Below are 11950 nucleotides of genomic sequence, written 5' to 3'. Positions count from 1 at the left end.
TGTAGGCCGGATGAGGCGGTTGCGCCGCCATCCGGCAAAGGAGAGAGCGATGTTTGATTTACTCCTGCGCCGTGCGCGCCTCGTTGACGATACGGTGAGCGATATTGCGCTCAAAGACGGCAAAATTGCGGCGTTGGGCGACGTTGATGGCCCGGCGCTGAAAACCATCGAACTGGGCGGCGAGTACTACGTCAGCGCAGGTTGGATTGATTCCCACGTTCACTGCTATCCGAAATCCCCGATTTATCACGACCAGCCGGACAGCGTCGGTATAGCTACCGGCGTTACCACGGTGGTGGATGCGGGCAGTACCGGGGCGGACGATATCGATGATTTTTATACCCTGACCCGGGAAGCGGCCACCGAAGTGTATGCGCTGCTGAATATTTCCCGCGTTGGGCTTATCGCCCAGAACGAGCTGGCTAATATGGCCAACATTGACGCCGATGCGGTGCGACAGGCGGTGAAGCGCCATCCTGATTTTATCGTCGGCCTGAAGGCGCGCATGAGCAGCAGCGTGGTCGGTGAAAACGGCATTACGCCGCTGGAGCGCGCCAAAGCGATGCAAGCGCAGAACGGAGACCTGCCGCTGATGGTGCACATCGGCAACAATCCGCCGGATCTGGATGAGATCGCCGAACGCCTGACCGCGGGCGACATCATTACCCACTGCTACAACGGTAAGCCGAATCGCATTCTGACGCCGCAAGGCGAGCTGCGGGCGTCAGTGACGCGGGCGATTTCACGCGGCGTGCGTCTGGACGTTGGGCATGGCACTGCCAGCCTGAGCTTTGCGGTGGCAAAACGCGCTATCGGTCTGGGCATTTTGCCGCACACCATCAGCTCCGATATTTATTGTCGCAACCGTATCAGCGGCCCGGTGTATTCCCTGGCGAATGTGATGTCGAAATTTCTCGCCATTGGGATGTCGCTACCGCAGGTCATTGAGTGCGTTACTGCCAATGCCGCCGATGGTCTGCGCCTGAAACAGAAAGGGCGACTGCAGGTTGGTCTGGATGCCGATTTAACCCTCTTTACGCTTAAGCGCCAGCCAACCGTGCTGGTAGATGCAGAAAACGACAGCCTGCAGGCTGAACAACTGCTGGTGCCGCTTGCCGCAATACGTGCGGGCAAGGGCTATATGACCGAACAAGGGAGCGCGGAACATGCCTTCGATTTTTGAGAAATACAATTTAAAACAGGTGATTAACACCTCAGGCCGCATGACGGCGCTCGGCGTTTCTACGCCACGACCAGAAGTGGTTGAGGCCGCAATGGCGGGGATGAATCAATATTTTGAGATGAAAGACCTGGTCAATAAGACCGGTGACTACATTGCGAAATTGCTGGAGGTGGAAGGAGCTACCGTCGTCTCCTGCGCTTCGGCCGGAATCGCCCTGTCAGTGGCTGGAGTGCTGGTTAAGGACAGCGACTGGCTGCTGGAGAACCTGCACGTCGCGCCGATCGAGAACAACGAAATCGTGCTGCCCAAAGGCCACAACGTCAACTTTGGCGCTCCGGTTGGCACCATGGTGGCGCTCGGCGGCGGCAAGCTAGTGGAAGCGGGTTATGCCAACGAATGTTCCGCCGCTCAGCTGGCGGCGGCCATTACGCCACGCACGGCGGCCATTCTGTATATCAAATCTCACCACTGCGTCCAGAAAAGTATGCTCAGCGTGGATCAGGCTGCGGTGGTGGCGCGTACGCATAATCTGCCGCTAATCGTGGATGCGGCGGCGGAAGAGGATTTGCAGTGCTACTACCGGGTTGGTGCGGATCTGGTGATTTATAGCGGTGCGAAGGCGATTGAAGGGCCAACCAGCGGCCTGGTGATTGGCAAAACCCAATACGTTGAGTGGGTGAAGCGCCAGACCGCGGGGATTGGCCGGGCGATGAAGGTGGGTAAAGAGGGGATTCTTGGCCTGACCTGCGCCATCGAACTGTATCTGAACGCGCAGAAAGAGAGCGGCGCGGAGATGGTCGAGAAAATGACGCCGTTCATTAATGCGTTAAACCAGCTTCACGGCGTAAGTGCCCGCGTGGTGTGGGACAGCGCAGGGCGCGACATCGCGCGCACGGAAATTAAGTTTGACGAAGCGGTAACCGGGATCGCCACAGGTGAACTGGTCGACGCACTCAAACAGGGAGAGTACGCGATTTACTTCCGTGGTTACAAAGCTAACGAAGGCATTATCGAAGCCGATGTGCGCAGCGTGGATCGCGCGCAACTGGAGATTGTGGCCCGTCGAATTGGTGAAGTGATTTCGCAGGAGAAAAAAGCATGAAACTGACCCCTAACTTTTATCGCGACCGCGTTTGCCTGAACGTGCTGGCGGGCTCCAAAGAAAATGCCCGGGATATTTACGCGGCGGCGGAAGGACACGTGCTGGTCGGTGTGTTGTCTAAAAATTACCCGGATGTCGCAAGCGCGGTTGCGGATATGCGTGAATACGCAGCGCTTATCGACAATGCCCTCTCCGTGGGGCTGGGGGCGGGCGATCCAAACCAGTCGGCGATGGTCAGTGAAATCTCCCGTCAGGTGCAGCCACAGCATGTTAATCAGGTCTTTACCGGCGTGGCGACCAGCCGCGCGCTGCTGGGTCAGCAGGAGACGGTGGTCAACGGTCTGGTCTCGCCAACTGGCACACCGGGCAGGGTGAAAATCTCCACCGGTCCGCTGAGCAGCCAGACGCCAGACGGCATTGTGCCGGTAGAAACCGCGATTGCGTTGCTCAAAGACATGGGGGGGAGCTCGATTAAATACTTCCCAATGGGTGGCCTGAAGTGCCGTGAGGAATACATTGCAGTTGCCCAGGCCTGCGCCCGCCATGACTTCTGGCTGGAGCCAACTGGCGGTATCGATCTGGATAATTTCACTGAAATTTTGCAGATCGCCCTGGATGCCGGAGTGAGCAAAATTATTCCTCACATCTATAGTTCGATTATTGATAAGGTGAGTGGTAACACCCGCCCGGACGACGTGCGCCAGCTGATGGCGATGACCCGGGCCTGCGTAGGCTAACTGACTGATGAGGAAACTGACGTGCGATTCCCCAACCAACGTTTAGCGCAGCTGTTTGGCATGCTGCAAAACGAAGCGCTTCCACAGGACGAGCTGGCGCAGCGGTTGTCGGTTTCCACACGCACCGTACGGGCGGATATCACTGCGCTAAACGCGCTGCTCACCCAGTACGGCGCGCAGTTTGTCCTCAGCCGGGGTAACGGTTATCAACTCAAAATTGACGACCCGGCACGTTATCATGCCCTGCAAACGCAGCGACCAGACGCGTTGCTGCGCATCCCTCGCACCAGCCAGGAGCGGGTGCACTGGCTGGTGGTTCGTTTTCTGACGTCGGCCTTTTCGCTGAAGCTGGAGGATTTGGCTGATGAATGGTTTATCAGCCGCGCGACGCTGCAAAACGATATGGCTGAGGTGCGCGAGCATCTGCAACGTTATCATCTGACGTTGGAAACGCGCCCCCGTCACGGTATGAAACTGTTTGGCAGCGAGATGGCGATCCGCGCCTGTTTGACCGATCTGCTATGGACGCTGGCGCAGCAGGATCCACAGCACCCGCTAGTGACGCAAGAGGCACTAAATGCCGGGATCCCTGAACAGCTACAACCTGTTTTGCAGGATATTTTTGCCCGTTTTCACATTCGCCTGACCGATGAGGGTGAGCTGTTTTTGCGGTTGTACTGTGCGGTGGCGGTACGGCGGATTAGCGAAGGGTATCCCCTCCCGGAATTTGCCGCAGAAGAAGCCGAGCAATCGGTGTGCCTGGCCACGCGGGAAATCGCAGCGGTATTGCACCGACTGGCGGATAAACCGCTTACCGTTTCCGAAGAGAACTGGCTGCAGGTGCATATCGCCGCCCGCCAGGTACAAGAGATCGCCCCCAGCGCCATCAATGCGGATGATGACGAAGCGCTGGTCAATTACATCCTGCGGTTTATCAACAGCCAGTACAACTACAACCTGTTGAATGACAAACAGTTACATGCTGACCTGCTGACGCATATTAAGACGATGATCACCCGGGTGCGTTACCAGATAATGATCCCCAATCCGCTACTGGAAAATATTAAACAGCACTACCCGATGGCGTGGGACATGACGCTGGCCGCCGTCTCGGGATGGGGAAAATATACGCCGTACACCATCAGTGAAAATGAGATTGGCTTCCTTGTGCTGCATATTGGCGTCGGGCTGGAGCGTAGTTACAACATCGGTTACCAGAGGCAGCCGAAAGTTCTGCTGGTATGCGATGCTGGAAATGCGATGGCGCGGATGATTGAAGCGGTGCTGGCGCGTAAGTATCCGCAGATAGAAATCGTCGATACTGTGACGCTACGCGACTACGAACAGCGGGAAAGTATCAGCGAAGATTTCGTCATCTCTACCGCGCGGGTTGGTGAAAAAGATAAGCCTGTGGTGATGATTGCACCGTTCCCTACCGATTATCAACTGGAGCAAATTGGCAAACTGGTGCTGGTCGACAGAACCCGTCCGTGGATGTTGAACAAATTCTTCGATGCCGCCCATTTTCGTGTGATCGACGAGCCAATGGATCAACAAACGTTGTTCAACGTTTTATGTCGCCAGTTGCAGGATGAAGGCTTTGTCGATGCGGAGTTTCTTGATTCGGTGGTTGAACGTGAGGCCATCGTCAGCACCATGCTGGGTGACAGCATTGCCCTGCCGCACGCCCTCGGTCTGCTGGCAAAGAAAACGGTGGTCTACACCATCCTCGTCCCGCAGGGTATCGCCTGGGGGGATGAAACGGCGCATGTGATCTTCCTGCTCGCCATCAGCAAAAGCGAATACGAAGAAGCGATGGCGATCTACGATATTTTCGTCACCTTCCTGCGCGAGCGCGCGATGACGCGGCTCTGCGCGTGCCGGAATTTCAGCGAGTTCAAAACGGTTGCAATGGAGTGTGTGAGCCGTTTTTAACGACGCTGCAACTATCTTGCTGCGTCGTCTCCTGCAACTGTTACCCTTAATTTCAAGAGGATAACATCACGCGACGACGGTCGTTAACTGCCCGGGAAAGCTAATTTGAATCAACCCACCCCAGGCGCACATTAACTGCGATTGCGCAGTAAGAGCCGGCGCATTGCCGACTATTATCGTCGGTGAACCGGGCATCCATGGCGCAATGGTGGCAGGAATGCACGGCATTGGCGTCAGCACGCCGAGCGCCGCGGCGGTTGCGGCAGCAACGGTCGGGTTGGCGATGCTGTTGCACATCCCGAACGGCAGAATGTTTACAAATGGTTTGTTATCCATAATATTCGCCATCGGCAGGCTGTTGACGATAGTTCGGCTGGTGGGCAACACGTTCAGTGTGGCGGGCGCTATGCCAAACGAGCAGTGCAGCATTGCGCCTGTACATACGGCAGGACAACTCATGGCAGTACCCCCAATTGTCTCCACAGTCGGCGAGCGGACTCATCACCAGTAATCAGTTCATTGAGCAGTTCTGGTAGTGGCGTATGTCCCCAGATATAGGCCCGCTGCAGTAGATACGGTACCGGACTGTGGGGCTCGGTACGCGCCAGATAATCGGCTACCTGTTTAATCATCTGATATGCCTCTTCGCGGTGAAGAAACGTGGCACCGTTGCTGACCGTTGATGCAGTTTCTTGCCCGACAGGTGGCGACTGTTCCGGCAAGGTGTTGCCCAACGCCTGCAGACAGGTCTTGATTTTTTGCTCAAGTGTCTTGAATGAAGGTGCCGATTCGGTAGGCCAACTCTGACAGACGTTGTTGAGCCGTTGGAGCCACTCCATGCTGGATGTCAGGGATAATATGGTGGCCTCGTCCGCGCCAGGCAGCGGAACGTCAGCTAATTTTCCCTGCTGCCACTGGGTCAGGGAGATGTTTTCCCCATGAGCTATAAACAGCGGGGCTTCAGCGACCAGCGTGGCGTAATGTTGCGCTATCCAGCATAGTGGCGCGGCGCGATAGTCATAGTCACCTTCTTTAATTTTAGGATGTAATTGCTCCGGGTATTGCTCCAGCGCCAGGGTCACTAATTCCAGCGCATTGGGCAGGGCTGCTAAGCCGTGAACTCTAATCCATGCCTCACCCAACCAGCTCATAATGACCAGATCCTTACTGAGCGTTTTCGTCAGCACAGTGGCGATTTTGGCGACTTCATCCCAGTCGGCGCGGCGCGGCGTACTTTGCCAGACGCCGGTGGGCAGCGTTTCGTCATCCTGCTGGCGGGCGGCGACCAACTGGTCGAACTCTGGTGAATAACGGATAGAGTCCCCGCACGGATTATCCGCCTGAATGGGGGCCAGTAATGCCTCAATATGTTCCATCATTTTCCTCCTGATAATCCCTGCTCGGTAAGCGGTATCCATGGTAGCGGCGCTTTGCTTTGTGCATCTAACAACGTGACCTGCCAAAATACGGTTGACTGCAATTGCTTCTGACCATCGCCCACGGGGAGCGAAAAACGCAGCGGCAGCGGTTGCGTCGGCGCGCCACCTACGCGCTGTTGTTCAATCATCCTGAGCAGTGCCCACGCTCCCTGCCAGCGCCAACGACCAGTATCACCGCTTACCGTTACGCCTGTCTGTGACAGGCCTGGCATTGGACGCCATGCGGAATTGGCTGCCCAACGCAGACTAAAGTTTAGACTATCGCTGCTGCGCCAGTGCAGGTCAGTTGTGCCGCCGGGGTAGCTAATCGATTGTTGATTACCGACAAGCCGCCAGTCGGCAATCTGATCCGCGCCAGCCTCATGGTTGCGTGAGGTCCGCCAGATAACCCGTAACGTCACGCCTTCAGGGCTGACCAACGCCGACAGTAACGGCTGTGCCGCTGCCAGTTGTTGAATGAGTGGCGGCTGTTCGGATAGCGTTTCGGCGGGGAGTTGCGCCAGTAAAAGAGTCAGTTCACGTACCCGATCGACATCTGCATCCGGTGCGTGTGCCGCGGCGGTAAACGGGAAGCGCCCTGCAAGCCAGGTGTTGTACAGATTGAAGATCTTCTGTACCGCGCCAATGCTGGCTTGTTGGCGTAACTGCTGACATTTTTGCCATGATGCGTTTACCAGCGCGTTCAGCGATTGGCTGTAAAAATCGTTAGCGCCAGCGCTGCGAAACTGCGCCAGTTCACTCTGGCAATTCTGGGCGGAAAGTGTGGGTAACGCGGCGGCAAGAGTGGTCATTTGCATCGGTGGACTGCCAGGATCCTGCTGCTGCAACCGTTGCATTGTTGCCAGTGAACTGCTCCAGCGAACGATAAGCTGGTTATCCGTCGCGCTTAGCCATGGGCGCTGTTTATCGAGCCAGTCAATATCCTGCTTATAGCGGGTTAATGCGCCAGAGATTTGTTCTGCCTGGGCGCTAGCCCATCCGATAATTTTCTGTCCGCTGGCCTGCGCCTGTTCTGTCGTCGCGTAATTGACCGCCGGAGGGGTAATCGGCGGAAGTAACGCGCCGCCGTCCTGACGCACCCGTGCAATCACCTGGGCCGCCGTTTGTTGGCGCAATGCGATGGCAAGCTGAGGACGATTAAGCTGGTTGAAGGCTTCAATGATGTAATCCGCGCTGGCGGTGCTGACATTGCTGTTATCCGGGGTTCCGGTGGCCCCTGTGTATAGCGTCTGACGTATGGCGTTTTCCACCGCCTGTCGCGCCAGCATGATGATTTTAGGTCGCCAGATGCTGTCTGGAAGCTGCTGCATAAATCGTTCAAATCCGCCATACATCGCCAGCGCCTGCTGAAGTTGCAGGTTGCCAGGATAACCGACGGAGAGCTCGGTAGGCTGGCTTGCCCCCTGCTGCCAGAAGGGTTGGTTAAGTAAATCACGCAAGCTTTTTTGTAATGCCAGAAGATCCGGCGATACGCTGAATTGTCCTTCCGGGGATTGCTCGGTTAATGAGGAGAAGTGCAGCCTGGAGCCATCAACCTGCGCCAGAAAGCGTTGGCGCAGTAGGGTTTCGTGGCGGAGCAGTTCCTGAACCACGCTGTTGTCGATAAGCCTAAGGGTTCGTGCCTGCGTGAGCAGCTCATCCAGTGGCAGTCTGATTGGCGAATTTGTTGCGTCACGACTCAGGTTATTAATGGTCGTCAGTGTTGCTTGTAAGCGGCTGACCTGGCGGACCAGCGAGCGGACGAACAAGGGGGTAACCCCGGTGCCATTGCCAAACAGCGCCAACAGTTGTTCGAGCTGCTCTTCGTTGTTATCCAGGCTGGTATTGCCATAGTTTTGCTCCAGCCAGCGCATGGTTTCGTGAGAAAAAAGTACGCTGTTGCGCTGAGTCAGCTCGCTAGCGTCGGGTAATTTCAGACGCGAGAGATTGAGAGTGGCAAACATCTCGTTGAGCTTTTCCTGGGAGGGTAAAGAGTCGGTGTCAACGGTCACGCCCCAAACGCTGGCGCTGACGTTTGCCAACGTCTGCACAGTCGGTTGCTTCATCTGCATTAATTGTAGCAACGGCAAATAGCGCGACTCCATTTGTTTTGCCTGAGTGAGCAAGTTCTGAATTTGCCGGTAACGCTCTTCGGGTAGCAAATCGTCCTGCTCAAAGCCCCTTTCATTGTGATTTTGCAGGCAGATACTGTTGGTGGCTGGTACCAGCAGGCTAGCCAGGGTGACGTTGTTAAACGTCTCGCGCAATTTTGTATCGGTGCGGCTGAACAGCGAGCCGGGCCAGACGATGGAACGAAACTGCCACTGTGGAATGCCATTGAGAACGCGCCAGTACAGTGCGGTGGAACGCTCACCAGTGATATCGGCCCGGACGGCTGTGGCGAGGACCTGCAGACGATCGTGCAATAGTACGGCATGGGTGTGCTGGTATTGCCAACTCCAGGTCATCGCGACAAGCCAAAGAACGCAAAGGCAGCTATAGCACGCGAGAGTGATGAAATGGCGGCGTAAATTCACGCGCAGCAAACGGCGCACCGGAAGCGCGAGACCGCGCTCAGCGGTAATTTTGCTGCTCAGTAGCGACTGACAAAACTGCATCTGTGGTTTGTCATGGTCCAGCGTACGGGCAACAAACCAGATCCCGCGCAGCTGCGGTGGCTCATCGCGGGCATGACTGTTAAACAGGGCGTCAAAAGCGTCATGCAATGGTGCGGCAAGCGGCGGGAAGCTTTCTGGCAAGCGGAATAATTCCTCCGGCGTGTTGCCTCGCAGCGCGCCAAGCTCGGTGATGAACAGCCGCAGCGAAGTCCGGGTATTGTCCAGCGCATTGTCGATCCACTGCGGTTTCCAAATGGCTTCTCTGGCGACCGGAATCGTGCTGCCAATCGGACTGCGGCGAGCATCTTCCGGCAATAGCTCCAGCAGATCGGCTGTACCTTCCAGTGATTCCATGCCGCTGATGATCAGGTAAATTGGCAGACTCAGTCCGCACACCTGCTGCAACTGCTGACAGTTATGCAATAAGCTGGCGCGGACGGTATCATCGTCATGCAGCGTCTCTAATGAAAGGGTGATAATCAGTGCATCCAGTGGTCGCTGGGGGCGGCTTTTCACCAACGCAGACAGCGTCTTCTGCCAGTCATTCTGACGGATTAGCCGCTTCTTCCCAACGGTTTGTAGCGTTTGCGGCAGGCACAGAAGGCTGCACTGAGGATTAAACCACCATTGCCCGAACCAGTATTCCTGGCCGTCGGTAAGTGACCAACTGCGGCACAGCAGACGGTTATCCTCTTCGTCGCCAAGCATCAGGATTCGCACGCTGTCGTAAGGATCCTGACTGGTACAGGCTCGCTGGATCTCCTTTTGCGCACGGTTGAACGTATCGTTTCGGTATTCCCATTGCCACCAGACGCACCAGAGAGTCATCGCCAACAGCACCAGGAGAATAATCAGTAGCGTAAGCCAGGGTTGCGTCACTTATCATCTCCCTGGCAGGACTGGGTTACCGGGAAATCTGGCAGCGAATTTACGCCGATGGCATCTTCAATACTTAGCCACAGTCGCTGACTCAACAGCAATAACGCCAAAAGTATTACGAGGGCGATGAGATGCAGGCGCGAATTGTCTGGCAGGCGGCGATGCGCCGGAAGGTGTAAAGGCGTCCCCAGCGCGGTCGATTCCATGCGTTCGGCAATATCACTGAGCTGAGCGTCATGCTGAAAGGCAAAATGCCACAGCAGGCGGCAGGTTTCCTGATGATTCTGCAGGTTAAAATCGCCACGTCGGGAACCAAACCCCAGCGTCAGGCAGCGCAAATACAGCGCGGCTAAATCCCGCTTTCCTGGGTTACGTTCATTGAGCAGAGCGGTGATCTGGCGGGGGATCTGGTCCCCAGCGCTATGGGTTTGCCACAAATGATACTCCAGCGGGCAGGAGTGCCACAGGGAGAGCGCGGGCCAGTCACCATAGAGTACGGACTCATCAATCAGCGCGACCAGGGCATAAACGGACGCGTCAATCTGCTGCTGAAACGGCGAACCCAGTTCGCGGGTCAGGCGTCGGTTATACTCTTCTACCACCTGACTGGCGTATACAAGGGCCTGATTATGCAACTCATCTGGCGGTAGCGGAGTGCGTTTCCAGCGTTCAAACTGCGCCAGCCAGCGGGTGTAAATCTCATCAAACAGACGGCTGGCAGGCATATCAGGATTGGCGATTGTCATGGCGATCCTCCTGACGGTAGAGCATGATCTGCTGCGGCATATCCTCTGTTTCATGCAATGGGGCAATAACCAACGGCGTCCCTTTTTCAAACCACTGGATGGTAAGGGTCAGGGTAAACAGGGCCACCTTGCCGTCGATTTCCCAGTCACTGCTCTGCTCTGCAGCCAGCGACGTGAAAGTCATCCCGTGCATCCGCTGACGACGCAGAACAGGTACAAAGGGTTGGCTGGTGATAAGACTCATTTGTAACCACTTTTCAGCTTTGGAGGCGTTGTCTCCGGGCATCAGCAGGCCTATCACCACCTGCTCTCCCGCGTGGATATCTGTAGGGAGTTGCAGTGAAAAAGAGTTATCCAGCTTGCTGAAATTCAGCCGCTGATAGCGGCGATGAATATGCGCCAACTGGTTTTTCAGTACGGTGAAAAGAGAGGCAAATGCGGGCAGCATGTTCTGATAATCAAAGGTTGGCAGCAGGGGCAGCGTTTTATCCTGAGTCAGTATTGCCGTTTGTCCGATAAAGAGACACAGCGCGCGGTAAAGATCCTGTGGATGTGGCCGCCCGCTGCTGAGCAAGCTTTCCACCAGCGGCAACGCCCCCTGGATACTATGCAGTGACAGCGTAAGCCATAGCCAGTCGTTGGTGCGTTGTCCGTGTTGCGCCAACTGCATTTCACGGCTCAGAAACAGAATTTTTTCTCTTGCCTGCAGGCAGAGTTGTCGGGTTTGGCGTGCCAGATAACTCTCTTCGTTGAAGGCGGGAGAGGGGGGAAACCACTCGCTCTGACGAAATCCACCTTCGCTATACACAACCTGCAGCAGCGGCAGACAGACGAAATCAGCGCGATCGTGCTGGCAAACCAGACGCGGTACGGGCTGCCATTGCGAAATGCTCTCGGGGAATTCACCGCTACTCAGGTCAGGTAGCGGGGCGCTGTTGACTGAGCGATAGCGGCTATTCATCAACTGCCACTGTCCGGCACGGTTTAACGGCGGCAGCGCCAGCCAAAGGATATGTTCACTGTCTGGCGCGGCAGGCAGCAAGCGGGCGCAGTCAAACTCCAGCGATAAATCGTCGCTAATGTCATAATTGACCGGCGTGCCATCGGGCATCATCGCCTCCAGGCGCAAAATACGCAGCGTTCCTGCACACAGCGCAGCCTCGTCAATCTGGAGCCGGTTGACGCCCCAGAACCACGGATTAGCGCACCCGGTGAGCGCGGCACAAAGTGTTTCATTACGCAATGCCTGCAACTGGAAATGTTGAGGTAGCATTGCCATCCCTTCATACCAGCAAACCATTGCCGGAATTGTGCTCATAGTCCCTTCCTTGT

At 56.0% G+C, this 11950-nt stretch carries 9 protein-coding genes; 4 read left to right on the top strand and 5 right to left on the bottom strand.

The window, feature by feature from the left end; all coding sequences use genetic code 11:
- Positions 1–49 precede the first annotated feature (49 nt).
- The 4 genes from HV037_RS21150 to HV037_RS21135 are packed head-to-tail and all read left to right on the top strand — an operon-like array spanning position 50 to position 4957.
- Entirely contained in the window at positions 50–1183 is a 1134-nt protein-coding gene (locus HV037_RS21150; RefSeq protein ID WP_016151469.1) for an amidohydrolase/deacetylase family metallohydrolase, read from the top strand.
- Positions 1167–2285: a DgaE family pyridoxal phosphate-dependent ammonia lyase gene (locus tag HV037_RS21145; protein ID WP_103283413.1), complete on the top strand. Its 1119-nt coding sequence runs from the start codon at positions 1167–1169 to the stop codon at positions 2283–2285. Before HV037_RS21150 ends, HV037_RS21145 begins: the two co-directional genes overlap by 17 nt.
- A complete protein-coding gene (locus HV037_RS21140) occupies positions 2282–3022 on the top strand; it encodes a KDGP aldolase family protein (RefSeq protein WP_016151471.1) in 741 nt (246 codons plus the stop codon). Before HV037_RS21145 ends, HV037_RS21140 begins: the two co-directional genes overlap by 4 nt.
- A gap of 21 nt (positions 3023–3043) precedes the next feature.
- Positions 3044–4957 carry a PRD domain-containing protein gene (locus HV037_RS21135; RefSeq protein ID WP_103283414.1) on the top strand — a complete coding sequence of 638 codons (1914 nt, stop codon included), beginning with the start codon at positions 3044–3046 and terminating at the stop codon, positions 4955–4957.
- Between the two features lie 66 nt (positions 4958–5023).
- Here the strand turns inward: HV037_RS21135 and HV037_RS21130 are convergent, their stop codons facing one another.
- From HV037_RS21130 to tssK, 5 genes are read right to left on the bottom strand one after another with little or no spacing between them, the layout of a single operon-like run.
- On the bottom strand, positions 5024–5416 hold the full coding sequence (locus HV037_RS21130) for a DUF4280 domain-containing protein (protein WP_016155543.1): 393 nt from the start codon (positions 5414–5416) through the stop codon (positions 5024–5026).
- Positions 5413–6336: a type VI secretion system ImpA family N-terminal domain-containing protein gene (locus tag HV037_RS21125; protein ID WP_249414953.1), complete on the bottom strand. Its 924-nt coding sequence runs from the start codon at positions 6334–6336 to the stop codon at positions 5413–5415. The genes HV037_RS21130 and HV037_RS21125 overlap by 4 nt, the downstream gene beginning before the upstream one ends.
- Positions 6333–9872, bottom strand: coding sequence for a type VI secretion protein IcmF/TssM N-terminal domain-containing protein (locus HV037_RS21120; protein ID WP_103283416.1), 3540 nt, complete (start codon positions 9870–9872; stop codon positions 6333–6335). The genes HV037_RS21125 and HV037_RS21120 overlap by 4 nt, the downstream gene beginning before the upstream one ends.
- Positions 9869–10618 (bottom strand): DotU family type IV/VI secretion system protein, encoded by a 750-nt coding sequence (locus HV037_RS21115; protein ID WP_103283417.1) that lies wholly within the window; start codon positions 10616–10618, stop codon positions 9869–9871. Before HV037_RS21115 ends, HV037_RS21120 begins: the two co-directional genes overlap by 4 nt.
- Positions 10599–11936, bottom strand: coding sequence for a type VI secretion system baseplate subunit TssK (gene tssK, locus HV037_RS21110; RefSeq protein WP_103283418.1), 1338 nt, complete (start codon positions 11934–11936; stop codon positions 10599–10601). The genes HV037_RS21115 and tssK overlap by 20 nt, the downstream gene beginning before the upstream one ends.
- Positions 11937–11950: the final 14 nt, after the last annotated feature.

The sequence above is a fragment of the Citrobacter sp. RHBSTW-00017 genome (assembly GCF_013797615.1).
GTDB classification, from domain to species: domain Bacteria; phylum Pseudomonadota; class Gammaproteobacteria; order Enterobacterales; family Enterobacteriaceae; genus Citrobacter; species Citrobacter braakii.
Note: the sequence above shows the minus strand (reverse complement) of the source record. Positions and strands in the feature narration are given on the sequence as shown.